The organism is Streptosporangium sp. NBC_01639, assembly GCF_045209755.1.
Classification (GTDB): domain Bacteria; phylum Actinomycetota; class Actinomycetes; order Streptosporangiales; family Streptosporangiaceae; genus Streptosporangium.
The window spans coordinates 2794909-2818439 of sequence record NZ_CP109272.1; the positions used below are offsets into that span (position 1 = coordinate 2794909).

The window sequence follows — 23531 nt, forward strand, 5'->3', positions numbered from 1 at the left end:
CCCACGCCTTCCGCAGCACCGGAGTGGGCAGCTCCGCCCCGGTTCACGCGCCTCCGCTCCGGGCCTTCCGGGCTCCGTGACTCACCGGAGCCCGGAAGGCGAGGATCAGTCGTCGTCCTCCGGAGACTCGTTCGTGCCACCGACGGTGAGAGGGGAGAGGCGTCGCGGAACGACGGTCACGTCGTCGAGCACCGGGCCGTATGCCCCCTCGGTGGTGGAGACGAAGCTCACGGTCGCCCTCGGTCCCTGTGCGCAGAAGGAGAACCCCTCCTGCGTGTAACCCATGCTCTGCGGGGTCTTTCCGGTGGTGTTGAAGGAGAACCTCTGCTGGACGGTGAGGGGCCCCTGAGTCACCCGCACGTATCCCGTCTTCACCTTCAGGCCGCCGTAGGGGTTGCCCGCCAAGGCGTAGCCGACCGTGTAGCAACGCTCGGGCGTCGTCGAGAAGGACTGCTCGATCACTCCGGGATCACGGCCCGAGAGGTCGATGGACTGCCGTCCGCTGTCGGCTCTCCAGGGACCTGGGCGGCCGACCAGGTCGATCGATCCCGTCGTGACGCGCCATGCTCCGAGGGAGCTTCCCGCGTTGAGCTGAACGCTCCCCGAACTCAACGTGACCGGGCCCTCGAAACTGCCGTTGAAGATCACTGGAGGTGCCGCCGCCGAGGCGTGGGCTGCGACGGAGACGGAAAGGACGAGGGCACAGGCCATCGGGAGCGCGACGGTCAACCGGACGGCGCACCGGCCGCGCGTCATCGAAACGATCATACTTTTCCCCCTGTTGTGCGTGTTCCACGGTCGCGGCAGGATGGCCGGCTCGCCCGGCGAGAGAGGGCGTACCGCACACGCCACCGCAGGCGAGCCGTCACGCTGGGTGGCGACCAAAGGGCCCACAGTAACGGCGGGAAGCCGATCAGCCACGCTGGCACGCCCGCAGGACGGAGGAAGCCGGGCGGAAAAAAAGAGAGAGCCACCCGCACCCGCACCGCGCACCGCCGGCAGCCGAGGAACCCGGTACCCGCGATGGCCTGGCGTGGACGGGGTCAGAAGATCTTGCCGAGGACTCCGGACTCGGTGACGATGAGCGCGCCGATGGTGATGAACACCACCGGGACCAGCCATTTGCCGTAGCGTCCGACGATCTCGATGACCTTCTTGTGTGAGCCCAACCAGGACCCGGCCAGGCACCACAGGGCGACACCGGCGGCGAATACCGCGATCGTGACGGCGGTGGCGGCGGGGCCGACGGTGCGGAACACCGGCGTGTACACCGAGACGTTGTCGGCGCCATTGGCGATCGTCACCCCGGCCACTGCCACCCAGCCCGTGGCCACCGCCGGTGACACGTCCTCATCGGTGCCGTGCGCGCGGACCGCCTTGACCAGGCTGATCACTCCCAGCGAGAGTGGGACCAGGCCCAGCAGGCCCACGTAGTCGTCGGGAACGACCGTCAGGCCCAATGCGGCGATCACCGAAACCACGATCAGGACGGCGATCCCGGCGTACTGGCCGGCCCAGATCTGCCGACTCTTGGGGGTACCGCCGGCATGGGCGGACAGGAACAGCACGGTCAGCACGATGATGTCGTCGATGTTGGTGCCGGCGAACATGCCCGCTGCGGTGACGATCGTGCCGAAGATCCCATCCATGGGGGCAAAACCTACCGCGGCTGGTCGTCCCCGGCTCTGGTGGAGGACCATGCTCAGTTAACTGCACCTCCTTCACCTGGTTGATCATGACTCTCTACGTCGTGATCAAGGAGTGTGAAGTGGACCTTCGTCGCCAACTGATGGAAGGCCGTGTGCAGGTCCCGAACGTCGGCTCCGTCGCCCAGGTGGCGCGGATACATCCGCCGTTCATCGTTCTCGACCGGGCCACCGAGGAGGTCCGCCCGGTCACGGAGTACTTGGAGGACCTCGCCTTGAGCGACTGTAGCCCGCTGACCTGTCGCAGCTACGCGTACGGCCTGCTGCGATGGTTCCGGCTCCTGTGGCTGCTGGAAGTGGAATAGGAGCGTGCCACCGTGCTGAACCAGCTCAGGCGACGCTGCGAGGAACTGACCGAGTATCACCCGCGGTTCCGAACCATCCGGTTCACCCCGCACGACTTCCGCAGGATTTTCGCCACCGAGCTTGTCAACAGCGGCCTACCCATCCACATCGGCGCAGCTCTGCTAGGACACCTCAACATCCAGACACCCGCGGCTACGTCGCAATCTTCGACGAGGACGTCGTCCGCCACTACACCGCGTTCCTGGCCAACCGCCGTACCTTGCACCCTGGTGACGAATACCGCCGGACCAGCGCCGAGGAATGGCAGGAGTTCGAGGAACACTTCGACAAGCGCAGGATTGAGTTGGGCTCCTGCGGCCGGCCCTATGGCACCCCGTGCCAGCACGAGCACGCCTGCATCCGCTGTCCAATGCTGAACGTCAACCCGAAGATGCTCGACCGTCTCAACGAGATCGAAGCCGATCTCCTCGTTCGCCGCGAACGCGCCGAAGCGGAGGGCTGGATCGGTGAGATCGAAGGTATCGACCTCACGCTCACCTTCCTGCGCTCCAAGCGAGACGAGGCGCAGCGACTGGCAAGACGCATGACGGTCGACCTCGGCATCCCTACCGCGCGCCCCGATGCCAAGGGTCAGGTGCCGAGGTGATGATCTGGGTGAATTCGTTCCTCCACCAGGCGGGTGACACGTGCAAAGCGTGCCAATTCCTCTTGAGGGAGCGTCCCGCCCGGGCCTTCGAAGAGGGCCGAGGTGGCCAACCGGAAGATCAGGGCCCGGACAAGCATCTGGAGCCCATCGCGGCCGGGAAGCACACTGTCGATGAGTTCTGGCTCCGCATGGTGATAGAGGAGGCCGTCGGCGACGACGATGGCTTCGGCATACCCAGCCGGCCGCCAATACGGCGAGAAGTCGATCACGGCAGGCGGTTGCCCACGCTGCAACAGCACGTTTCCAGTAAGATCCCCGTGCACGAGCTGGCTAGGTGCGTCCACGGGACGCTGGAGGTCCTGCAACGCCGCCAGCAGCCCGTCGGTGTGAGCCACTGCCACCGCACCGATCTCATCCCACGCGATGCGGTCGGCCACCGCCCAGGGATGCTGGCGTCGGTCAAGCAGGTCGGGCCGGGGCAGATGACGCAGTGCCCGGTGAAAGGCCCTGCTGGCGGCTATCAGCATCGCCCACTCGCCAGCAGGCCCCTCCTGGCCATCTACGAACTCAAATGCCGCCCACCCGGCCACGACGTGGGTGCTGTCGTCTGCACGAACGGGCCGGGGAACTCGAAACTCAGTCGAGGGAGTCAGGCTTGCGAACAGCTCTGCGCACCATTCGGCCTCTTCCGTGTTGTCCACCGGCTTCAAGACCGCGTTCCCGACTCGGAAGCTCTGTCCCTGACCACCAGAGAGCGGGTGAGGCGCTCCCGTCAGGCGGAAGGCTGTGAGCACGCTTGCTGGGGGCTCGGTCGTCGTTCTCAAGGTCATAGGGGACAGAGTGTCGGATCGCTAACTCGTCAGGCACCTGTATTTCGAGTGCGCAACGTGAGCCATCTGGTTGATCAGTTGGGCGAGGTGCAGATAAGCAGGGGATGGTGGAGGGAAGGTCAGGCGACGTCGAGGTAGGCGCCGGGAGGCGCGGACTCCAGCCAGGCGACGAAGCCGGTGAGGGCCCGGTAGCCCATGGCGAGCTCGAACGCGTACTTCCCGTTCCGGCACTCCAGCGCCGTCACACCCTCGATGAAACCGTAGAACTCACCGGACCCGACCGTACGGCGCCCGGAAACCACAAGGCCGCGCCTCACGATCACGTGGCGCGGCCTTGGAAGCAGACCTATGAGTGGAATCCAGTTGAGCTGGCCGTCGGCGTAACGGGCTACCCCTACCCGCCAGCCTCGCTCCCCCGACATCGGGCGCAGGCAACACAGCACTGAGCCACGGGATCGGGCCAGGATCAGCACGCGGGAGGCCAGGAGGGCGACAAGCAGCGCCACCACGATGAGTACGTCCAGCACCATGTCTGCCGCCCCCAAAAAAGCCATACCGCTCAGAAGCCGAATTTATCCGACTTCTTCGCCGGCTGCGCGCAACCGGGCCCTGGCACGCTTGGCCTCGACTGCGGCGTCCGCGTCCTCCTGGTCGGCCTCGATCGAGGCCTGCGCACGCGCGAGCGCGTCCTTGGCCGCGGCGACGTTCACCTCGGAGCCGAGCTCGGCCAGTTCGGCCAGGATCGACACCTCGTCATCGGCCACCGAGAGGAAACCGCCGTGGACCGCGGCGACGAGGTCGCTCTCGCCACCTCCACGCTTGACCGTCAGCACGCCGCCCTCGACGAGAACACCGAGCACGGGCGCATGCTTAGGCATGATACCGATCTCGCCGTCGATGGTCTTGGCAATCACCATGTCGGCCTCGCCGGACCAGATCTCACGCTCCGGCGAGACGACGCCTACTCGCAGCTTCGCCACGTTCTCTCCAGTTCCTTTCGAACCAGGCCCCGGTACGGCTCACGCCGTACCGGGGCCGAAGGCGACTAGCGGGCGAGTTCCTTGGCCTTGGCGACGGCCTGCTCGATGCCGCCGACCATGAAGAACGCCTGCTCGGGCAGGTGGTCGTACTCACCGGCGCACAGACCCTTGAACGAGGCGATGGTCTCGTCCAGCGGGACGTTCTCTCCGGGCTGACCGGTGAACGCCTCGGCGGCGTACATCGGGTGGGAGAGGAAACGCTCGATGCGACGGGCCCGGTTGACGGTGACCCTGTCCTCTTCGGAGAGCTCGTCGATACCGAGGATCGCGATGATGTCCTGCAGTTCCTTGTACTTCTGCAGGATCCGCTTGGTCTCCTGGGCCACGCGGTAGTGCTCCTCGCCGACGATCAGCGGGTCGAGGATCCGCGAGGTGGAGTCGAGCGGGTCCACCGCGGGGTAGATGCCCTTCTCCGAGATCGGCCGGGACAACACGGTCTGCGCGTCGAGGTGCGCGAACGCGTTGTGCGGGGCCGGGTCGGTGATGTCGTCCGCGGGGACGTAGATCGCCTGCATCGAGGTGATCGAGTGACCGCGGGTCGAGGTGATGCGCTCCTGCAGAACACCCATCTCGTCGGCCAGGGTCGGCTGGTAACCCACCGCGGACGGCATACGGCCGAGCAGGGTGGAGACCTCGGAACCGGCCTGGGTGAAACGGAAGATGTTGTCGATGAACAGAAGCACGTCCTGCTTCTGCACGTCACGGAAGTATTCCGCCATGGTGAGAGCGGAGAGCGCGACGCGCAGACGCGTGCCCGGCGGCTCGTCCATCTGGCCGAAGACGAGCGCGGTGTCCTTGAGGACGTCGGCCTCTTCCATCTCCAGCCAGAGGTCGTTGCCCTCACGGGTGCGCTCGCCGACGCCGGCGAACACCGAGGTGCCACCGAAGTTACGGGCGACCCGGCGGATCATCTCCTGGATCAGCACGGTCTTGCCGACGCCCGCGCCGCCGAACAGGCCGATCTTGCCGCCCTGCACGTACGGGGTGAGCAGGTCGATGACCTTGATGCCGGTGGTCAGCATCTCGGTGCGCGACTCAAGGGTGTCGAAGGCGGGCGACGGGCGGTGGATGCCCCAGCGCTCCTCGACCTTGAGCGACGCGGTCGGCACGTCCAGGGACTCGCCGAGCGTGTTCCACACGTGGCCCTTGACGACGTCGCCGACCGGCACGGAGATGGCAACGCCGGTGTCGGACACCGGCGCACCACGGACCACGCCGTCGGTGGGCTGCATGGAGATGGCGCGGACCAGGTTGTCGCCCAGGTGCAGGGCGACCTCCAGGGTCAGGGTCCTGGTCTCCTCGCCGAGGACGACGTCGACCTTCAGCGCGTTGTAGATTTCGGGCATCGCCTCGACGGGGAACTCCACGTCGACGACGGGACCGGTGACCCGCGCGACGCGGCCCACGCCGGTCTCAACAGTCTGTGCAGTCATTTCACTCTTTCCCCGCTGCGGCGTCAGCCAGCGCGTTCGCGCCACCGACGATCTCGCTGATTTCCTGGGTGATCTCGGCCTGGCGAGCCTGGTTCATCTGCTGGGTGAACACTCGGATGAGCTCGTTGGCGTTGTCGGTCGCCGACTTCATGGCCCGGCGGCGCGAGGCCTCCTCGGAGGCCGCCGACTGGAGCAGCGCGGTGAAGATGCGCGACTCCACGTAGCGCGGCAGCAGCGAGTCGAGCACTGCGGCGGCACTGGGCTCGAACTCGAAGTACGGCAGTGGCGTGTCCGGCTTCTCGGTGCTCTCCTCGATCTCCAGCGGGAGGATCCGCCGGACGACGACCTCCTGCGTGAGCATCGAGACGAACTGGGTGGAGACGATGTGGATCTCGTCCACCCCGTCCTCCGCGGAGAACGACCCGATCAGTGCGTCGGCGATCTCCTTGGCGTCGGAGTAGGCGGGCTTACGGGAGAATCCCGTCCACTGCCCCTCCATCACACGATTGCGGAAGCTGTGCCAGGCGACACCCTTGCGCCCTGTCACGAAGGGCACGGGCTCGACGCCCTTGCCCCTCAGCAGGGAGCCGAGTGCCTCGGCCTCGCGCAGGACGTTGGCGTTGAAGCCACCGCAGAAGCCGCTGTCGCTGGTGACGATGAGAACGGCCGCCTTGGTCGGCCGCTCCTTCGCCACGGTCAGCGGGTGGTCGACACTGCTGGTGTTGCTGACGACGCCCGTGACGGCGCGAGTGATCTCGCGCTCGTACGGCACGGCCGCCTGCATCCGCAGCTGGGCCTTCACGATGCGCGACGAAGCGATGAGCTCCTGGGCACGCGTGATCTTCGCCGTGGACTTGACCGACTTGATCCGCCGCCGCAGCAGTCTTAGCTGGGCACCCATCGGCTACTTCTTCTCAGCCGTGCGGACGTGCTTGGTGATCTTTTCCTGGCCGACCTCGTCGGCGCCGAGCGCCGCGACCGGCTCGTCGTTGACCAGCAGCTCGCCCGAGGCGGTCTCGAAGGTCTTCTTGAACTCGGTGATGGCGTCCTTCAGAGCGGTCACCGTGTCGTCCGACAGCTCCTTGGTCTCCCGGATGCTGTCGAAGATGCCCTTGCTCTCCCGGGAGAGGTAGTCCAGGAAGTCCGTCTCGAAGCGGCGGATGTCCTCGACCGGGACGTCGTCGAGCTCACCGGTCGTGCCGGCCCAGATCGAGACGACCTCCTTCTCCACCGGGAAGGGGCTGTACTGCGGCTGCTTGAGCAGCTCGACCAGACGCTGGCCGCGCTCAAGCTGTGCCTTGGACGCCGCGTCCAGGTCGGAGGCGAAGGAGGCGAAGGCCTCCAGGTCGCGGTACTGGGAGAGGGACAGACGCAGCGTGCCGGCGACCTTCCGCATCGCCTTGGTCTGCGCCGAGCCACCGACTCGGGAGACCGACACACCGACGTTGATGGCGGGGCGGACACCGGCGTTGAACAGGTCGGTCTCGAGGAAGACCTGGCCGTCGGTGATGGAGATGACGTTGGTGGGGATGAACGCCGACACGTCGTTGCCCTTGGTCTCGATGATCGGCAGGGCCGTCATCGAGCCGGAACCCATCTCCTTGGAGAGCTTGGCGCAGCGCTCCAGCAGACGGGAGTGGAGGTAGAAGACGTCGCCGGGGTAGGCCTCACGGCCCGGCGGGCGGCGCAGCAGCAGCGAGACGGCGCGGTAGGCGTCGGCCTGCTTGGTCAGGTCGTCGAAGACGATGAGAACGTGCTTGCCCTGATACATCCAGTGCTGGCCGATGGCCGAACCGGTGTAGGGGGCGAGGTACTTGTAACCGGCCGGGTCGGACGCCGGAGCGGCGACGATGGTGGTGTACTCCATCGCGCCCGCCTCCTCGAGGCGGCCCTTGACCTGGGCGATCGTGGACCCCTTCTGGCCGACCGCGACGTAGACGCAGCGGACCTGCTTGTCGGGGTCGCCCGAGAGCCAGTTCTCGCGCTGGTTGAGGATCGTGTCCACCGCGATCGCGGTCTTGCCGGTGCCACGGTCACCGATGATCAGCTGACGCTGGCCACGGCCGATCGCGGTCATCGCGTCGATCGCCTTGATGCCGGTGGCGAGGGGCTCCTTCACCGGCTGGCGCTGGACCACGGAGGGGGCCTGGAGCTCAAGGGCACGCAGTCCCTCGGACTCGATCGCGCCCTTGCCGTCCATCGGAACACCCAGGGGGTCGACCACGCGGCCGAGGAAGGCGTCGCCGACCGGCACGGACAGGACCTCGCCCGTCCGGCGGACCGACTGGCCCTCCTCGATCTTGCTGAAGTCACCCAGAACAACGACGCCGATCTCCCGGACGTCCAGGTTCAGTGCCAGGCCACGCGTGCCGTCCTCGAACTCAAGCAGCTCGTTCGCCATCGCCGAGGGAAGGCCGGAGACATGGGCGATACCGTCGCCGCAGTCGACGACGGTCCCGATCTCCTCGCGCGCGGCGCCTTCCGGCTCGTACGCCTGGACGAAGCGCTCAAGCGCGTCCCGGATCTCGTCCGGCCGGATCGTAAGCTCCGCCATCTCTCTTCAGTCTCCCTATTCGCCTAGCCGGCCAACCGGCGGCGGACTTCTTCGATTCGTCCCGCGATGGTGGTGTCGATGAGGTCGTCCCCGATCTGAACCGAGAACCCTCCGAGCACTCGCGGATCCACCTCGACGTTCAGATGAACGTCTCGGCCATACGAGGTGCGCAGCCACGTGGCGAGACGCCGCTTCTGCTCCTCGGAGAGCTCGACGGCACTGCGCACCACGGCGACGAGGCGCTGCCTCTGGGCGGCGACCAGGCTGCCGAACTCCTCCAGCCCTCTGTCCAGGCTACGTCCTCGTGGATGCACCACGAGCTGCGTGACCAGGCGGAAGGTGGTGGGGGCGACCTTGCCGTCGAGCAGGGAGCCGAGCAGCTCCCGCTTGGCCGGCTCGGGGATGCCGACATTGGTCAGGGTCCGGTGCAGCTCCGAGTTCGAGGCGACGATCCGCCCGAACCGGAACAGCTCGTCCTCGACGTCGTCGAGCTTGCCCTGCGCCTCGGCCTCGGCCGCCGCGGCGATGACGCCGAGACGCTCGATCACGTCGGCCAGGTCACCCGAGCGCGCCCACTTCGCGGACACGGCCGCGATGGCCGTCTCCAGCGCGGCGTTGCTGACCTTGCCCTCCAGCAGGACCCGTACGGCTTGCGCCTTCTGGGCCGCCGGGCGGGCCTGGTCGGACAGGTTGCGGCGGAGCCCGTGCTCACGGTCGAACAGGTCGGCGACCGCGAAGAGCTCGTCGGCCAGCGAGCCGAGGTCCGCGCTTCCCGCCACGGCGTTGAAGCGCTCTTCGACCTCGGCCAGCGAAGCCCTGCTCAGACCTCTCAGCATCAGCGGACCGCCGCGCTGCTCGATTCGAGCTCCTCAAGGAACCGGTCGACGGTGCGGCGCTGGCGCGCCTCGTCCTCAAGGGACTCACCGACGATGCGGCCGGCGAGGTCGGTCGAGAGCCGGCCGATCTCGGAGCGCAGCTGGGCGAACGCCTGCTGGCGGTCGGCCTCGATCTGGGTGTGCGCGGCCTCGACGAGGCGACGGGCCTCGGCCTGCGCCTCCTCACGGAGCTCGGCCTTGATCTGCGCACCCTGCTCACGAGCCTCTTCACGCAGGCGGGAAGCCTCGTGACGGGCCTCGGCGAGCTGGTCCTTGTACTGCTGGAGCAGTGCCTGGGCCTCGGCCTGTGCGTCCTGCGCCTTCTGGATTCCGCCTTCGATGGCCTCGGTCCGCTCGACCAGGGTCTTCTGGATGCGCGGGGTGAGGATCTTACCGACGACGACGAGGACGACGAGGAACGCGAAGACGCCGACGACCAGCTCGTAGGTGTGTGGGATGAGGGGGTTGCCCCCCTCCTCCGCTGCCAGGAGCGAAGCTGCCTGAATCATGTGTGCAGCCTTCCGTCAGGATTATTGTTCGTCTAGCCGCGGAACATGAACGGCGCGACAAGGCCGATCAGGGCCAGCGCCTCGGTCAGAACGAAGCCGAGCAGCATGTTCTGGCGGATCAGGCCGTAGGCCTCGGGCTGGCGGGCGATGGCCTGCACACCCTGACCGAAGATGATGCCGACGCCGATGCCGGGGCCGATCGCGGCGAGGCCGTAACCGATCGAGCCGAGGTTGGAGAGGGAGCCGGTGACCTCAGCGAGGACGCTCATTGTGTGTTCCTTTACGGTCGGCCGGTGGGTCGTCCACCGGTCTGGACTATTCGAGGTTGGTCTTAGTGCTCGGCGTGGAGCGAGTTGCCGATGTACATCGCGGCGAGCATCGCAAAGAGGAACGCCTGCAGAAACTGGATGAACATCTCGAAGCCGGTCATGGCGATCGTCATGATCACACCGACCACGCCGAGCGGGGCGCCCAGCGGCGTGAGCTTCTCGAAGAGGAACCAGAAGCCGACCAAGCTGAAGAACGCGAGGATGATGTGGCCGGCGAACATGTTGGCGAACAGTCGCACCGCGTGCGTGAAGGGCGCGATGATCATGTTCGAGAGGAGCTCGATCGGGGCCAGCAGCACATAGATCGGCTTGGGCAGCCCCGGCGGGAACATCATGTTCTTGAAGTAGCCGATCGCGCCCTGATGCTTGACACCCAGGTAGATCTTGAGGACGTAGATGCTGAGCGCCAGCACGATGGGGAAGGCGATGTGTGCGGCGACCGGGAACTGCAGGACGGGGACGACGCCCATCACGTTCCAGATCCAGACCATGAAGAAGATGCTGAGCAGCAGGCCCATCCACCGGTCGGCGTCCTTGCCGAGGAACGGCCGGGCGACCTGGTCGCGGACGAACATGTAGCCCATCTCGGCGACGTTCTGGACGCCCCGGGGCACGAGCTTCGGGTTGGCGAACGCGGACCAGCAGAAGGCCACGACGATGAGTGAGCTCAGAAGCGCCAGCAGCACGGGCTTCGTGAACCAGTCGACGCCTGGAATGATCGGCTGGGAGTTGAAGAGTTCGAGGCCCGGAGGCGTGAACTCGTCCCCGGAAGCGAGGAGCGTCAGCGTGCTCACGCAGCGTTCCCTTCAGCGTGGTAGTGGATCGAAATGGCTTCGTCAGCGAAGCGACCGCCGCCGAAGGCTAGCGACCGTACTTCCGGTAGACCAGGTAAACGGCGAGAGCGACCCCAAGGATCAACCCGATCGGCGTGAAGGCGATTACGCCCGTCCATTCGGACAGCAACCAGCCAGCACCGCCGTACAGAATCATCCCGGAAAGGAGATAGCTGGGGATCGACCAAGCGGCGTTGGCGAAGTCGCGGCCGTCGTCCTCGGGCCGTATTTTCTTCTCGCTCATCGCGGCCCCGAGGATAGCAGGCATGGTGAGGACTAGTCATATCGAGCCCCGTCACACCCGGTGAAATTTTATACCTCATCCGGAATCACCCGGATCCGGGGGTTCTGCCGTCAGGGTCGACGTAGAGCATCCTGAGTTTCATGAAACCGCGCATCTCACCGATGGTCCAGGCGACCGTGCATGCGACGGCTCCCCAGCCGAATGCCCTCGGCTCGAATGCGGTGACATCCTCGAACGCCTTGAGCAGCGCCATGACCAGCAGGATTTTCACCGCATAACCCACGACGGCGGCGGTCATCATCGCCATGGGCGAGACCCGGCTGGCGTAGGAGATCGCGATTATGCCCAAGGTGAAGAAGACACAGACGACCAGAGCCCCGATCGCCGCACCGAGCGCCCCCTTGGCACCAGCCAGCAGGGCGGCGACGACGACCACGACCAGACCCACCAGCACTGTGGGGATCGCGGCCCCCTTCAGGAGGCGTATGTCGTTGGCCTGCATCGGCACTCCAAGTAACTGTTATCAAGCGAGCGATTGCTACCTTACAAGGCTCATCTCGGTGAGCGACTGCTAGTGAAAGCTATCACAAGCTCATGGAAGGGCGCCTTTACCTGCCGTTTCAAGTAAAGGATCAAGAAGTTTCCCGAGCGTGTCAGCGCAGTGTCTCGGAGGTCGGAAAGCCCGGACGAGGAGCGGTGAGTGACAGGTCAGGGAGCACGGACAGCGCCGCGGTGTCGTCGTCGGCGGTGGCCGAGCGGGGGCCGGCCGGTTCCACGGGAAGCCGGTGAACCGGTTCCGGGGGGACCTGGCCGGCCTGCTCCTGGGTCGGACCGCCATCAGGACGGATATGACGCCCGCCGACATGGGCCCCACCCCCGCCGCCGCCCCTGCGCGCCCGCCAGCGCGGCAGCGCCATCATCACCAGCACCCCGACGGCCAGCAGCACGGTGAGCGCGAACAGGATGAGCGGGACACCCTCCATGGACATCGCCACGACCGCGAAGGCGAACAGGAAGGTCCAGATGTACATGATCAGCACGCTGCTCCGGTGCGAGTGACCGATGTCCAGCAACCGGTGGTGCAGGTGCCCGCGGTCGGGTGCGAACGGCGACAGGCCGTTGGAGGTGCGCCGGACCACCGCCATGATCAGGTCGAGCAGCGGCAGGACCAAAATGGCGATCGGCACCAGCAGCGGGAGGATCACCGGGAAGCGGTTGATGATACTGGTCGAGTCGAGCGCCGAGGTGATGGTGATCATCGTGGACGCGAGGACCAGGCCGATCAGCATCGCCCCGGTGTCACCCATGAAGATCTTGGCCGGGTGGAAGTTGTGCGGCAGGAAGCCGAGGCACATGCCGATGAGCACCGAGGCGATCGCCGCGGTGGCGTTGATGCTGGTGTCGGCCCAGGTCGTGGAGAGAACGATGGAGTAGGTCCAGGTGGCCATGGCGGCGATCCCGACGATCCCGGCCGCCAGACCGTCCAGGCCGTCGACGAAGTTCACCGCATTGATCGTGACGACCACGACCAGGATCGTGATCAGTGGACTCAGCGTGGAGTCGAGGCTGGTCTGGCCGCCCAGCGCGGTGGGCAGCGGAAGCCACGGCAGGCTGACGTCGAAGGCGACGAGCACGCCCGCCGCGCCGACCTGCCCGGCGAGCTTGATGAGGGCGTCCATCCCCCACCAGTCGTCCAGGAAGCCGGTCAGGGTGATCAGCCCCCCCGCCAGGATCAGCGCGATCACGGTCTTGCTCTCCGCCAGTCTGGCCCCCGCGTAAGGGAGCTGGCCGGCGATCAGCAGACCCGCGACGAGCCCGCCGTACATGGCCAGACCGCCCAGTCGTGGCGTCGGAATGGTGTGCACGTCACGGTCACGGACCTCTGGCATCGCACCGATGCGGATGGCGAACACGCGGACCAACGGGACCAGCAGATAGGTCACCGTCGCCGCCACCAGCGCCATGAGTAGATATTCGCGCACGGACCTAGTTTCGCTGATAGTCCGGCCGACTGTGACCGGAAAACGACACAGAACGGCTCATAGTTCGCTGGGATAAATCTGATGGAGCTCCGTCAGCGCCGTCACCCACTCCCTGATCTCCCCCACCGCGTCAGGGTTGCGGACGACCTGCGCCACCATCGAGGCGATCTCCTTCATCTGCTCGGGCCCCATACCCTGCGTCGTGACACAGGGTGTGCCCACCCGGATGCCCGACGTCACCGTGGGCGGCTCGGGATCGTAGGGGATCGCGTTGCGGTTCAACGTGATCCCGGCGGCGGTGCACCGCTGCTCGGCCACCGCACCGGAGATCCCGATGTCCCGCAGATCGATCAGGGCCAGATGGCTGTCCGTCCCTCCCGACACGGGGCGCATGCCCTCGGCGGCCAGCGCGTCGGCCAGCACCTGGGCGTTCGCCACCACCCTGCGCGCGTAGTCGGCGAACTCCGGCCGGAGCGCCTCACCGAACGCCACCGCCTTGGCCGCCACCGCGTGCATGAGCGGGCCTCCCTGGGTGAACGGGAAGACCGCCCGGTCGATCCGGGCCGCCAGCTCCCGCGTGCACATGATGGCGCCGCCTCGTGGACCGCGCAGCGCCTTGTGCGTGGTGAAGGTGACCACGTCGGCGTACGGCACCGCGGACGGCAGTGCCTCCCCGGCCATCAGGCCGATGGTGTGGGCGACGTCGGCGAGCAGCCAGGCACCGACCTCGTCCGCGATCCCGCGGAACGCGGCGAAGTCGATCTCACGAGGATAGGCCGTGGCACCACAGATGATCATTTTTGGCTGGTGCCGGAGCGCCAGCTCCCTGACCTCGTCATAGTCGATCAGCTCGGTGTCCCTGCGCACGCCGTACGCGACGACGTCGAACCACCGGCCGGAGAAATTGACCTTGGAGCCATGGGTGAGGTGTCCGCCGTGGGACAGCGCCATGGCCAGCACCGTGTCACCGGGCTGGAGCAGCGCGGCGTAGGCGGCCAGGTTCGCCGAGGCGCCCGAGTGGGGCTGGACGTTGACATGGTCGGCGCCGAACAGCCGCCTGGCCCGGTCGATCGCGAGCTGTTCGGCCCGGTCGACGACCTCGCAGCCGGCGTAGTAGCGCCGGCCGGGATACCCCTCGGCGTATTTGTTGGTGAGCGTCGACCCGAGCGCGGCGAGCACGGCCGGCGAGGCGAAGTTCTCGCTGGCGATGAGCTGGATGCCGCCACGGAGGCGATCAAGCTCATCGAGGAGCACGCGCGCGACCTCTGGGTCCTGCCTCTGCAGCAGCCCGAAGTCGGGCCCGTAGTACGGCTCTGCGTCCATGGCTCACATCCCGGGGACGACGACTCACCCCACTGTAAGCCCGGCCGCTCAGGATTTCCGACGTCAGGGGCGCGTCGTCACGAGAATGCGTGCGGCGCGCCGGCGTTCACGGGCACCCACCTCTGGGTGCGCCCCTCTTCGGCCTCCCTGCTGATCGAGGTCAGGATCGCCTGCCGGTAGAGCCGGAGACCGGCGCGCCACTGGGCTATCTCCTCCACGTAGCGCTTCGACACGGGGGCATCCCACACCTCCGTGCGCGTGGCCTGCTTGTAGGCCTCGTCCAGGCGGAGGGCCAGGGCGTCGAGCATGGGGAGCACCTGCTGCCAGGTGGTCACCAGCCGCTGGTACTCGGGGTTGAACTCCCATGCCGTGGCCCTGTCCGAGGACGGCAGGCCGGTGCTCGCCGGGACCGGCGGGGTCTCCCCCTGCCGTAGCGGCTGCGGTGCGGGCGGATCCACGGACATCACAGACTCCTCACGCTCACTGCCCGTCCGACCGTCCACCGGGGGGTGGAATCGGCCGCGACGGGTCTCCCGGATCCAGATCACCCGGCTCGCCGTCGGGCCCGATGTCCATGGACGTCCACGCGCCCTCGCCCCATGTCTCACCGTCGGGCACCTGCACACTCGGCATGTCCATCGGCTCGATGTCGCGCGCGTTGTCGGCGAGCGTCCTGATCGCGTCGGTGTCCGGCGGGGCCGTCTGGACGGAGACCACGTCGGTGCCGTCGTCCGTCCACCAGGCGGCCGACTCTCCGACCGTGGTCTCGGAGGGGGACGGCATCGCGCCGCCATCGGGGCGGGTGTCGAAGGAGGGGGCGTCCGGCTCCCCTCCGGTGCCCGGCGGCTGGATCGTCTGGTCGGGGACGGGCTCGACCGTGTCGGGGATGGAGACGCCGAAGTCGTCCGGTGACGACGTCCGATCCGGCTCGATGCGGTCGGACGGCACTCCGACCGCATCGGAGACGCCGTCGGTCGTGGGCATGTCCAGCGGCGGGATGTCCTCGATGTTCTTCAGCAGCTCGGTGACCTCCGCCGCCGTGGGGGAGTCGAGCGGGATCTGCAGCACCTGCACCCCGTCCACCGCCACCACCCTCGGCTTCATGTCGCCATGCTGGTCGAGGTCGTCGGGGTGGTCCTTCTGTGCGGTGTCCACGGTCTCGACGCCGCCGGTGTCCCCACCATCCCGCGACGAGCGCTCATCCCCCTTGGAACCGGTATCCGGCTTGACATCCGCACCACCGGAAACGTTCTCATCCCGCGCCCCAGGATCGGTCACGACCTCGACGCCACCGGCGCCCCCACCATCCCGCGACGAGCGCTCATCCCCCTTGGAACCGGTATCCGGCTTGACATCCGCACCACCGGAAACGTTCTCATCCCGCGCCCCAGGATCGGTCACGACCTCGACACCGCCGGCGCCCCCACCATCCCGCGACGAACGCTCATCCCCCTTGGAACCGGTATCCGGCTTAACATCCGCACCACCGGACTTCGAATCGGACCCCACGTCGTCCTTGGGCCGGCCGTCCGACGGCTGGTCCTGGGACTGCGGCCGATCCTGCGACGGCGCACCCTCGTCACCCTTGGGGACCGCAGGCTTCAGATCCTCGACCTTCGGCGCATCCGACTTCGCATCCTGCTTGGTATCCGCACCGCCGTCGGGCTTCGGATCGGGCTTGGCCTCCTGCTTGGCATCCGCACCGCTGTCGGGCTTCGGATCCGGCTTCGTCCCGTCCTTGGGCTGATCGCCTGCCGGCTGGTCCTGGGACTGCGGCCGATCCTGCGACGGCGCACCCTCGTCACCCTTGGGGACCGCAGGCTTCAGATCCTCGACCTTCGGCGCATCAGGCTTCGCGTCCTGCTTGGCCGCCGCACCGCCGTCGGATTTCGGATCGGACTCGGCCTCCGAGCCGGTGTCCGGCTTCGCACTGTCGGTCTTCGGCTCCCCCGCCTGCGGCTCGGCCGGCGGCGACACATCGTGCTTGATCTTCTTTTCCAGCAGCGTCACCCGGGCGGTGACGTCGCGGACCATCGCGTCGCCCGAGTCGGCGATCTGCGCCGGGCGGTGGGAGGAGTGGGACGAGAGACCCGCCCTGCTCATCAGCTGGGTGATCCGGGTCTCGGCCTCCCGCATCTCCGCGGCCACCTGCTTGACCTCGGACAGCAGATCACGGACCAGCTTGGGGTCCATTCCGTCGAACTTGCCCATGGAGGTCTCCCGGAAGTGTCGGCGGACTTCACGGTACCGGGGAGACAGCCCCGCGTCACGAGGATAATCAGACGGTATGGATCACGGTACGGACCGTCAGCGACCCCGGCCCGACCGGCCGGGGCCCACCGTGCCGCACCGCGCAGCGACAGCAACGCGCTGACCGGCCCGAGCGAACCGTCCTTCAGTCGTCGGACTCCGGACCCGCGTCCGTCGCCACGTAACCGATCACACCGCGCAGCTTCTCCACCGGGATGGCGCCACTGCGCAGCAGCCTGGGCACCGCCGTGGTCAGGTCGAGGATCGTGGAGGGGACGTTGTCGGCGCACGGGCCGCCGTCGAGGTAGACCGCGACCGAGTCACCCAACTGCTCTTCGGCGTCGGCCGCCGTGGTCGCCGGAGGACCGCCGGAGCGGTTGGCACTGGACACGGCCATCGGGCCGGTCTCCTTGAGCAACTCCAGGGTGACCGAATGCAGCGGCATCCGGACGGCGACGGTGCCCTTGGTGTCTCCCAGATCCCACGACAACGACCGATTCGCACGGCAGATCAGCGTGAGCGGGCCGGGCCAGAAGGAGTCGACGAGGTCCTGACCGTACGGGCCGAGGTTCTCCACGAGGGCGTTGGCGGCGCGCACGGTGCCGACCAGCACCGGCACCGGCATGTCCCGGCCGCGCCCCTTGGCCTCGAGCAGCGAGGTCACGGCGGCCGGGGTGAAGGCGTCGGCGCCTATGCCGTAGACGGTGTCGGTCGGGAGCACCACGAGCTCGCCCCGTCGTACGGTTGACGCGGCGTCGGTCAACCCGGCGGCTCGCTGTTCGGCGTCCGTGCAGTCATAACGTCGGCTCACGCGTGTCATCCTATTCCTGGCCGAAGCGGGCGGTGACGAAGCGATCCTTGCGGGTGAGGTCCTGGCGGCTGCGGACGTCGCGCCAGCCGTTCTCCTCGGAGAAGATCAGGTAAACCGGAGTGCCCTGCTGGTCGGCGTGCTCCACGGCGACGAACCCCCCGGCGCGCAGCAGCCGCCTGGCGGTCCGTTCCACCGCTCTGACCTCGTCGAGACCGTCGTCGCCGGAGCCGTACAGCGCTCGGTGCGGGTCGTAGTCACGCACCTCGGGGTCGCGGGGGATCGCGCCGGGCGGGATGTAGGGCGGGTTGGAGATGACCAGGTCCACCTGGCCGTCCAGCTCGGACAGGGCGTCGGCCAGATCCTCCGGGTGCAGATGGACCCGGCCCTGACCGTGCTCGAGGATGTTGCGCTTGGCCCAGCGGTAGGCGTCCGGGTCGACTTCGACCGCGTGGACCGTGGCCAACGCGACCTCCTGGGCGATGGACAGGCCGATGGCGCCGGAGCCGGTGCCGAGATCCACGACCACCGGGGAGGCGACGTCCATCTCCCGCAGCCGCTCGATGGCCCATCCGGCCACGACCTCGGTCTCCGGGCGCGGCACGAACACCCCGGGTCCGACCTCCAGGGACAGGTAGCGGAAGTATGCGCGCCCGGTGATGTGCTGGAGTGGCTCGCGGGCCTCACGCCGGGCGACGCCCTCCCAGAACAGCGCGTCGAAGTCCGCGTCCGCCACGTTGTGCAGCTCACCGCGCCGTACACCGTGGACAAATGCGGCGATCTCCTCGGCGTCGGTGCGTGGCGACGGCACACCTGCCTCGGCGAGCCGGGCGGTGGCGAGGGCGATCTCGTCCAGCAGAAAGGTCATCAGCGCGTTCTATGAGTGGGCGGCGAGCTTCTCCGCCATCTCGGCGTCGAGCAGGGACTGGATGACGGCCGTCAGGTCACCGTCCAGCACCTGATCAAGGTTGTAGGCCTTGAAGCCGACACGGTGGTCGGAGATGCGGTTCTCGGGAAAGTTGTAGGTGCGGATGCGCTCGGAGCGGTCGACCGTCCGGATCTGGGACTTGCGCTCGGCCATCGCGGCCGCGTTGGCCTCTTCTTCGGCTATGGCCTGCAGCCGGGCCCGCAGGATGCGCATGGCCGACTCCTTGTTCTGGAGCTGGCTCTTCTCGTTCTGGCAGGAGGCGACCACACCGGTCGGGACGTGCGTGATCCGCACGGCCGAGTCGGTGGTGTTGACGCTCTGTCCTCCGGGGCCGCTGGACCGGTAGACATCGATGCGAAGGTCGTTGGGATCGATCTGCACGTCGACGTCCTCGGCCTCCGGATAGACCAGGACACCCGCCGCACTGGTGTGGATGCGACCCTGCGACTCGGTGACCGGCACCCGCTGGACGCGGTGCACGCCGCCCTCGAACTTCAGCTTCGACCAGACACCGTCGTCGCCCCTGGCCTTCAGCGCGACCGTGACGTCCTTGTAGCCGCCCAGGTCGGAGTGGGTGGCGTCGATGAGCTCGGTCTTCCAGCCGACCCGCTCGGCATATCGGAGATACATCCGCAGGAGGTCGCCGGCGAACAGCGCCGACTCCTCGCCGCCCTCACCCGCCTTGATCTCCATGATGATGTCCTTGTCATCGTTGGGATCACGCGGGATGAGCAGATGCCTGAGCTTGTCCTCCAGCTCGGGGATGCGGCCTTCGAGCTCCCTGGCCTCCTCGGCGAAGGTCTCGTCCTCGGCCGCCAGCTCCCGGGCGGTGCCCAGGTCGTTCTGGACGCCTTCGAGCTCCCGATAGGTGGTGATGATCGGAGTCAGCTCGGCGTAGCGCCTGCCGAAGTTACGCGCCTGCGTCTGGTTTGCGTGCACGGCGGGGTCGGCGAGCTTGAGTTCCAGCTCGGCATACTCACTGAGCAGCTCGTCGAGATTCACCGTGCGTCCTTCCTGAAACCTACGGAACCTGCCTCATCACCACGAACGCCGACCCGGGCGCACTCCCATGACGCAGGGAGTGGTTCCGGGCCGGCGTCGAGTGCGGGCTACTGGCCCGTGGTCTTCTTGCCGAAGCGCTTCTCGAAGCGCGCCACCCGGCCACCGGTGTCCAGGATCTTCTGCTTGCCCGTGTAGAACGGGTGGCAGGCGGAGCACACGTCGGCGTGGATCGCACCGCTCTTGGCGGTGCTGCGCGTGGTGAAGGTGCTACCACAGGTGCAGGTCACCTCGGTGGTGATGTACTCCGGGTGAATGTCGGGCTTCATGATGCTGCGTTCCTCTCCAGAGCGCGGTCGCCGGGTCGCCACTGTCTCTCGCCTGTCAGGCTTGCGCGCGATGTGCACACTGAGGTGCGCGCGGGCGGGAACCGGAACCGCTGCGGTTCGCTACCAGTGTGCCAGATGCTCCAACCATCCCAGGCCACAAGTCATTCCCGCCCACCCGACCTGGCCGTAGACGAGCCCTTGTGGTCCCACTAGGCTCCGGTGTCCAAAACGTAACTTTACCTACCTTTCACCGCAGTAAGGGGACCCGATGCGGAAGGGGATACGGTTGCTTCTGGCGACCGCGGCGGGGATTGCCGCCTTCGCCACCGGTACGACGCCCGCTCTCGCCACGCAGGCCGGGGTCGCCACGGCGGCCTGCGCGCTCACCGCCACGGATGTCACCGGCATCACGTTCGACGACGCCTACGTCCCCCTCAAGGGCCACGCCACGGTCGGCTTCGAGGCCACCGTCAGGAACCCGTACGTGACGGGCGGTGACGGGAGGCTCGGCAGACAGGTGACCGGTTTGAGGGCCCAGTTTCAGAAGGCCGGTGAGACCACCTGGTACGGAGCATCCATCGGTCAGATTCCCGGACCGCCGGCCGGCACCCCGGCTGCTCCGGCCGACATCAAGGTCAGGGGTGGCTTCAGGGTCGCGAAGGGTGACAGGGACGGCACCTGGCGGGTCCGCCTGCTGATCACCCGGGGCGTCCAGACCCATGGGAGCTGCGCCGAGGTCGCGGTCGCTCCGCGGCTCACGTACATCGACGCCTCGGTGACGGATCCGATCGTCCTCGTCCCCGGCAAGGAGACCGAGGTGAACATCCGTGCGAACGTCATCGGCGCCTCCTCGGTCACCGCCCACCTCCTCAGCGAGGACGCCGACGACTCCGTCGATGTCAAGCTCTCCGAGAGCGAGACCGCCGGCCGGTGGCAGCGGAAGACCTGGTTCGGCGACGACTACGCCAAGGGCGCCTGGACCCTGGAGCTGACCGTCACCCGCGGCAAGGAGAGTGCCAGGTTCGGCCGCGCCGACAGATTCTGGGTCGGCACCGGCAGCAAGGCCAGGGCGAAGGTCTCGTTCGACGTGAGCGCGCACCGGGTCAGGGAGGGCAGGAAGATCCGCCTGTACGGCAGGGCCTACCGGAACGGCTCGGCCTACTCCGGTAAGAAGGTCGGGCTCTACTACAAGAAGAAGGGCTCCTCCAGCTGGAGGTTCGCCTACTCCGTGCAGGCGAACCGCAGCGGCCGCTTCGGCAAGACCGTCCAACCGAGGCACGACGCCTACTGGCGCGCCCAGACCTCCGGGACCGGGAAGACCGCCAAGGCCAGGTCCGGCTACGAGTTCGTCGACGTCCGCTAGGACGGACCGCTCCCGGCCCCGCTCCCACTCCCATTCCCACTCCCGGTTCCGCTCTCCGGCTCCGGTGACGGCTTCAGTGACGGGCTTCGGGGACGGCGCCGGTGACGGGCCGCAGGGCGGCCGGGGCATGCGGCCGGCCGGGAGCGGCCGATGGCGGTGTCCGGCTCCGGGCGCCCTGTCATCTCCCCAGGTAGGCCAGCACGGCCAGAACCCGGCGGTGGCCGCCTGCAGCGGGTTCGAGGCCGAGTTTGGTGAAGATGCTGGAGATGTGCTTCTCCACGGCGCCGTCGGTGACGTCCATGCGCCCGGCGACCGCCGTGTTGGAGCGGCCTTCGGCCATCAGCGCCAGCACCTCCCGTTCCCTGGCGGTCAGGGAGTCCAGGGGATCGTCCCGGCGGTGACGGCTCAGCAGTTGCGCGATCACCTCGGGGTCGATGACCGTCCCCCCGGACGCCACCCGGCGTACCGCGTCGAGGAACTCCGCCACGTCGGCGATCCGTTCCTTGAGCAGGTAACCGACCGCTGACACTCCCCCGCCGATCAGTTCGGTGGCGTACTGCTGCTCGACATACTGCGACAGCACCAGGATCGGCAGCCCCGGACGCCGTGACCTGACCTCCAGCGCGGCGCGCAATCCCTCGTCGGTGTGGCTCGGCGGCATCCGCACGTCCACGATGGCCAGGTCGGGGTCGTGCTCGGCCACCGCGGTCACCAGCCCGGGGCCGTCCCCCGCCACCCCCACGGTCTCGATCCCCCCGTCGGCCAGCAGCCGGGCCAGCCCCTCGCGCAACAGCACCGAGTCTTCGGCGATCACCACCCGCATGAGCTCAAGTGTTCACCACTCGCAGGGGAGTTCGGCGCGGATCAGCGTGGGACCGCCGGGCGGGCTGTCCACGCTCAGGGTGCCGTCGATGGTCGCGGCCCGGTCCGCCAGTCCCGCCAGACCGCCCCCGGTGCTCGGCACCGCGGCGCCGATCCCGTTGTCGTAGACCTCGACGACGACCCGCTGGCCCTGCCGGCTGACCCGGATGAACGCCTCGGTCGCCTCGGAGTGCTTGACCATGTTCGTCAGGGACTCGGCCACGATGAAGTAGGCGATGCTCTCCACGGCGGCCGGAGGGCGGTGCGAGATCTCCACCGACAGGTCCACCCGTACCGGCGCCCGGGCCGCGAGCGAGGAGAGCGCCGCGTCCAGTCCCCGGTCGGTGAGGATCGCCGGATGGATGCCCCTCGCGAGGTCGCGCAGCTCGGCGATCGCCGCCTTGGTGCCGGCATGGGCCTGAGCGAGAAGCTCCCTGGCGGCCTGGGGGTCGGAGTCGATCTTCGCCTGGGCCCGTCCCAGGTCCATGGCGACCGAGAGCAGCCGCTGCTGGGCGCCGTCGTGCAGGTCACGCTCGATCCTGCGCCGTTCCGCCTCGGCCGCGTCGACCCCGCGCGCCCGGCTGGCCCGCAGATGGGCCGCCCGGGCCACCAGCAGGCTCTTCTCCCCCGTACTCAGCAGGGCGACGCCGAGCAGCATGTGCAGCCAGGCCATTCCCCGTGTCGCGTAGAGCGCGACGAAGAAGACTCCCACCCCGACGGGCAGGCAGAGCAGCGCCCTCGGAACGCTGTCGATCAGCAGGCCATCGGTGATCACCAGCGATTCGCCGCCGATCAGCAGCGCGAGGGGGGCCACGATCAGGCCGAACGCCAGGCACCACAGGACCGCGGAGACGACGAACTCCACGATGCCGATCGGCAGCAGCAGCAGCACGTAGAGGAGGTCTTTCCAGGTCGCGGGATCGACGAGCGCGTCCCTCCAGCGCAAGAACAGGTTCTTGTCCCGGGAGGGCCGGTAAGGATCGCGGATCCTGACGCCGAAGGCCAGCCGGAGCAGTCTGCGCTCCAGCATCGCCGCGCCGCGCCAGACGAACATGATCAGCGCGAGCAGGGGCACTCCCACCCACACGATCACCAGAGCGAGCGCGACCGGGATCGCGGACGCCAGAAAGGCGAAGCACACGATGCCGTAGAACATGCTCGCCAGCATGTACGGCACGGCACGCCAGGTCATCGGGTCGACGAGCATGCCCAGCGGCCCGTTGGGCCCCAGCGGCACACGCCGGCGCAACGGTGCGCGCGTCACCGGCCGGCCAACCGCCGTCTCAGCCGTCATGCGCCCCCCTCAGGCCTCACGCGCTGCGATCACGGCACACATCCGGGACTCGTCCCGGATCGTTCGGGCGGACCGGGAGCCCCGGGCGC

27 protein-coding genes and 1 pseudogene are annotated in these 23531 nt (G+C 67.7%); 4 read left to right on the top strand and 24 right to left on the bottom strand.

Going from position 1 to position 23531, the window contains the following annotated elements:
* Positions 1-105: 105 nt before the first annotated feature.
* Positions 106-756 carry a choice-of-anchor C family protein gene (locus OHA77_RS12570; protein ID WP_406318198.1) on the bottom strand — a complete coding sequence of 217 codons (651 nt, stop codon included), beginning with the start codon at positions 754-756 and terminating at the stop codon, positions 106-108.
* 287 nt (positions 757-1043) lie between these two features.
* Entirely contained in the window at positions 1044-1649 is a 606-nt protein-coding gene (locus OHA77_RS12575; RefSeq protein WP_406318199.1) for a cadmium resistance transporter, read from the bottom strand.
* Between the two features lie 119 nt (positions 1650-1768).
* Between OHA77_RS12575 and OHA77_RS12580 the strand changes: the two genes are divergently transcribed.
* The 3 genes and pseudogenes from OHA77_RS12580 (at position 1769) to OHA77_RS12590 (ending at position 2658) form a co-directional block, all read left to right on the top strand.
* Complete coding sequence (locus tag OHA77_RS12580; RefSeq protein ID WP_406318201.1) at positions 1769-2011, top strand: hypothetical protein; 243 nt, start codon at positions 1769-1771, stop codon at positions 2009-2011.
* Positions 2012-2023: 12 nt separating this feature from the next.
* Positions 2024-2146 (top strand): annotated as a pseudogene (locus tag OHA77_RS12585) (hypothetical protein); the annotation flags it as partial.
* A gap of 125 nt (positions 2147-2271) precedes the next feature.
* The gene (locus OHA77_RS12590; protein ID WP_406319984.1) at positions 2272-2658 is read left to right on the top strand and encodes a hypothetical protein; all 387 of its coding nucleotides are present in this window, start codon (positions 2272-2274) and stop codon (positions 2656-2658) included.
* Here the strand turns inward: OHA77_RS12590 and OHA77_RS12595 are convergent.
* From OHA77_RS12595 to rpmE, 20 genes are all read right to left on the bottom strand, one after another.
* A complete protein-coding gene (locus tag OHA77_RS12595) occupies positions 2643-3368 on the bottom strand; it encodes a TIGR02569 family protein (RefSeq protein WP_406318202.1) in 726 nt (241 codons plus the stop codon). The two genes, OHA77_RS12590 and OHA77_RS12595, sit on opposite strands and share 16 nt — an antisense overlap.
* 239 nt (positions 3369-3607) lie before the next feature.
* On the bottom strand, positions 3608-4018 hold the full coding sequence (locus OHA77_RS12600) for a DUF2550 domain-containing protein (RefSeq protein WP_326820450.1): 411 nt from the start codon (positions 4016-4018) through the stop codon (positions 3608-3610).
* A 42-nt stretch (positions 4019-4060) separates the two neighbouring features.
* Positions 4061-4468 (bottom strand): F0F1 ATP synthase subunit epsilon, encoded by a 408-nt coding sequence (locus tag OHA77_RS12605; RefSeq protein WP_406318204.1) that lies wholly within the window; start codon positions 4466-4468, stop codon positions 4061-4063.
* Between the two features lie 65 nt (positions 4469-4533).
* Positions 4534-5961: a F0F1 ATP synthase subunit beta gene (gene atpD / locus OHA77_RS12610; protein ID WP_326820448.1), complete on the bottom strand. Its 1428-nt coding sequence runs from the start codon at positions 5959-5961 to the stop codon at positions 4534-4536.
* A 1-nt stretch (position 5962) separates the two neighbouring features.
* Positions 5963-6862: a F0F1 ATP synthase subunit gamma gene (locus tag OHA77_RS12615; protein WP_326820447.1), complete on the bottom strand. Its 900-nt coding sequence runs from the start codon at positions 6860-6862 to the stop codon at positions 5963-5965.
* A 3-nt stretch (positions 6863-6865) separates the two neighbouring features.
* Positions 6866-8515 carry a F0F1 ATP synthase subunit alpha gene (atpA, locus tag OHA77_RS12620; RefSeq protein WP_326820446.1) on the bottom strand — a complete coding sequence of 550 codons (1650 nt, stop codon included), beginning with the start codon at positions 8513-8515 and terminating at the stop codon, positions 6866-6868.
* Between the two features lie 23 nt (positions 8516-8538).
* Positions 8539-9351: a F0F1 ATP synthase subunit delta gene (locus OHA77_RS12625; RefSeq protein WP_406318206.1), complete on the bottom strand. Its 813-nt coding sequence runs from the start codon at positions 9349-9351 to the stop codon at positions 8539-8541.
* Positions 9351-9899: a F0F1 ATP synthase subunit B gene (locus tag OHA77_RS12630; protein WP_406318207.1), complete on the bottom strand. Its 549-nt coding sequence runs from the start codon at positions 9897-9899 to the stop codon at positions 9351-9353. The genes OHA77_RS12625 and OHA77_RS12630 overlap by 1 nt, the downstream gene beginning before the upstream one ends.
* A gap of 32 nt (positions 9900-9931) precedes the next feature.
* Complete coding sequence (atpE, locus tag OHA77_RS12635) at positions 9932-10168, bottom strand: ATP synthase F0 subunit C (RefSeq protein ID WP_184756049.1); 237 nt, start codon at positions 10166-10168, stop codon at positions 9932-9934.
* A gap of 62 nt (positions 10169-10230) precedes the next feature.
* Positions 10231-11022 (bottom strand): F0F1 ATP synthase subunit A, encoded by a 792-nt coding sequence (gene atpB / locus OHA77_RS12640; RefSeq protein ID WP_406318209.1) that lies wholly within the window; start codon positions 11020-11022, stop codon positions 10231-10233.
* A gap of 67 nt (positions 11023-11089) precedes the next feature.
* Positions 11090-11305, bottom strand: a complete 216-nt coding sequence (locus OHA77_RS12645) for an AtpZ/AtpI family protein (RefSeq protein WP_406318210.1) — start codon at positions 11303-11305, stop codon at positions 11090-11092.
* 85 nt (positions 11306-11390) lie between these two features.
* Entirely contained in the window at positions 11391-11807 is a 417-nt protein-coding gene (locus tag OHA77_RS12650; RefSeq protein WP_406318212.1) for a hypothetical protein, read from the bottom strand.
* Between the two features lie 151 nt (positions 11808-11958).
* Positions 11959-13287, bottom strand: coding sequence for a glycosyltransferase family 4 protein (locus OHA77_RS12655; RefSeq protein WP_406318214.1), 1329 nt, complete (start codon positions 13285-13287; stop codon positions 11959-11961).
* Positions 13288-13344: 57 nt separating this feature from the next.
* Positions 13345-14610 (bottom strand): serine hydroxymethyltransferase, encoded by a 1266-nt coding sequence (gene glyA / locus OHA77_RS12660; RefSeq protein WP_406318215.1) that lies wholly within the window; start codon positions 14608-14610, stop codon positions 13345-13347.
* A 77-nt stretch (positions 14611-14687) separates the two neighbouring features.
* Complete coding sequence (locus tag OHA77_RS12665; RefSeq protein ID WP_326820438.1) at positions 14688-15074, bottom strand: hypothetical protein; 387 nt, start codon at positions 15072-15074, stop codon at positions 14688-14690.
* Between the two features lie 16 nt (positions 15075-15090).
* The gene (locus OHA77_RS12670) at positions 15091-16821 is read right to left on the bottom strand and encodes a hypothetical protein (protein ID WP_406318216.1); all 1731 of its coding nucleotides are present in this window, start codon (positions 16819-16821) and stop codon (positions 15091-15093) included.
* A 184-nt stretch (positions 16822-17005) separates the two neighbouring features.
* Positions 17006-17671 carry an L-threonylcarbamoyladenylate synthase gene (locus OHA77_RS12675; protein ID WP_406318217.1) on the bottom strand — a complete coding sequence of 222 codons (666 nt, stop codon included), beginning with the start codon at positions 17669-17671 and terminating at the stop codon, positions 17006-17008.
* A 10-nt stretch (positions 17672-17681) separates the two neighbouring features.
* Positions 17682-18536 carry a peptide chain release factor N(5)-glutamine methyltransferase gene (prmC, locus tag OHA77_RS12680; protein ID WP_406318218.1) on the bottom strand — a complete coding sequence of 285 codons (855 nt, stop codon included), beginning with the start codon at positions 18534-18536 and terminating at the stop codon, positions 17682-17684.
* 9 nt (positions 18537-18545) lie between these two features.
* Entirely contained in the window at positions 18546-19598 is a 1053-nt protein-coding gene (gene prfA, locus OHA77_RS12685; RefSeq protein ID WP_326820434.1) for a peptide chain release factor 1, read from the bottom strand.
* Between the two features lie 107 nt (positions 19599-19705).
* Positions 19706-19924 (bottom strand): 50S ribosomal protein L31, encoded by a 219-nt coding sequence (gene rpmE, locus OHA77_RS12690; protein ID WP_326820433.1) that lies wholly within the window; start codon positions 19922-19924, stop codon positions 19706-19708.
* A 268-nt stretch (positions 19925-20192) separates the two neighbouring features.
* On the opposite strand from rpmE, the gene OHA77_RS12695 reads away from it, so the two are divergent.
* Positions 20193-21287, top strand: a complete 1095-nt coding sequence (locus OHA77_RS12695; RefSeq protein ID WP_406318219.1) for a hypothetical protein — start codon at positions 20193-20195, stop codon at positions 21285-21287.
* 178 nt (positions 21288-21465) lie between these two features.
* Here OHA77_RS12695 and OHA77_RS12700 read toward each other — a convergent pair whose 3' ends face one another.
* Complete coding sequence (locus tag OHA77_RS12700; RefSeq protein ID WP_406318221.1) at positions 21466-22110, bottom strand: response regulator; 645 nt, start codon at positions 22108-22110, stop codon at positions 21466-21468.
* A gap of 12 nt (positions 22111-22122) precedes the next feature.
* Complete coding sequence (locus tag OHA77_RS12705) at positions 22123-23442, bottom strand: sensor histidine kinase (RefSeq protein WP_406318222.1); 1320 nt, start codon at positions 23440-23442, stop codon at positions 22123-22125.
* Positions 23443-23531 lie beyond the last annotated feature (89 nt).

Bases quoted from the DNA above. Each gene is read 5' to 3' on its own strand.
- OHA77_RS12570 (WP_406318198.1), bottom strand. From the start codon at position 756: ATGACGCGCGGCCGGTGCGCCGTCCGGTTGACCGTCGCGCTCCCGATG.
- OHA77_RS12575 (WP_406318199.1), bottom strand. From the start codon at position 1,649: ATGGATGGGATCTTCGGCACGATCGTCACCGCAGCGGGCATGTTCGCC.
- OHA77_RS12600 (WP_326820450.1), bottom strand. From the start codon at position 4,018: ATGGTGCTGGACGTACTCATCGTGGTGGCGCTGCTTGTCGCCCTCCTG.
- atpD (WP_326820448.1), bottom strand. From the start codon at position 5,961: ATGACTGCACAGACTGTTGAGACCGGCGTGGGCCGCGTCGCGCGGGTC.
- OHA77_RS12615 (WP_326820447.1), bottom strand. From the start codon at position 6,862: ATGGGTGCCCAGCTAAGACTGCTGCGGCGGCGGATCAAGTCGGTCAAG.
- atpA (WP_326820446.1), bottom strand. From the start codon at position 8,515: ATGGCGGAGCTTACGATCCGGCCGGACGAGATCCGGGACGCGCTTGAG.
- OHA77_RS12625 (WP_406318206.1), bottom strand. From the start codon at position 9,351: ATGCTGAGAGGTCTGAGCAGGGCTTCGCTGGCCGAGGTCGAAGAGCGC.
- OHA77_RS12630 (WP_406318207.1), bottom strand. From the start codon at position 9,899: ATGATTCAGGCAGCTTCGCTCCTGGCAGCGGAGGAGGGGGGCAACCCC.
- atpE (WP_184756049.1), bottom strand. From the start codon at position 10,168: ATGAGCGTCCTCGCTGAGGTCACCGGCTCCCTCTCCAACCTCGGCTCG.
- OHA77_RS12645 (WP_406318210.1), bottom strand. From the start codon at position 11,305: ATGAGCGAGAAGAAAATACGGCCCGAGGACGACGGCCGCGACTTCGCC.
- OHA77_RS12650 (WP_406318212.1), bottom strand. From the start codon at position 11,807: ATGCAGGCCAACGACATACGCCTCCTGAAGGGGGCCGCGATCCCCACA.
- glyA (WP_406318215.1), bottom strand. From the start codon at position 14,610: ATGGACGCAGAGCCGTACTACGGGCCCGACTTCGGGCTGCTGCAGAGG.
- OHA77_RS12665 (WP_326820438.1), bottom strand. From the start codon at position 15,074: ATGTCCGTGGATCCGCCCGCACCGCAGCCGCTACGGCAGGGGGAGACC.
- OHA77_RS12670 (WP_406318216.1), bottom strand. From the start codon at position 16,821: ATGGGCAAGTTCGACGGAATGGACCCCAAGCTGGTCCGTGATCTGCTG.
- prmC (WP_406318218.1), bottom strand. From the start codon at position 18,536: ATGACCTTTCTGCTGGACGAGATCGCCCTCGCCACCGCCCGGCTCGCC.
- rpmE (WP_326820433.1), bottom strand. From the start codon at position 19,924: ATGAAGCCCGACATTCACCCGGAGTACATCACCACCGAGGTGACCTGC.
- OHA77_RS12695 (WP_406318219.1), top strand. From the start codon at position 20,193: ATGCGGAAGGGGATACGGTTGCTTCTGGCGACCGCGGCGGGGATTGCC.
- OHA77_RS12700 (WP_406318221.1), bottom strand. From the start codon at position 22,110: ATGCGGGTGGTGATCGCCGAAGACTCGGTGCTGTTGCGCGAGGGGCTG.
- OHA77_RS12705 (WP_406318222.1), bottom strand. From the start codon at position 23,442: ATGACGGCTGAGACGGCGGTTGGCCGGCCGGTGACGCGCGCACCGTTG.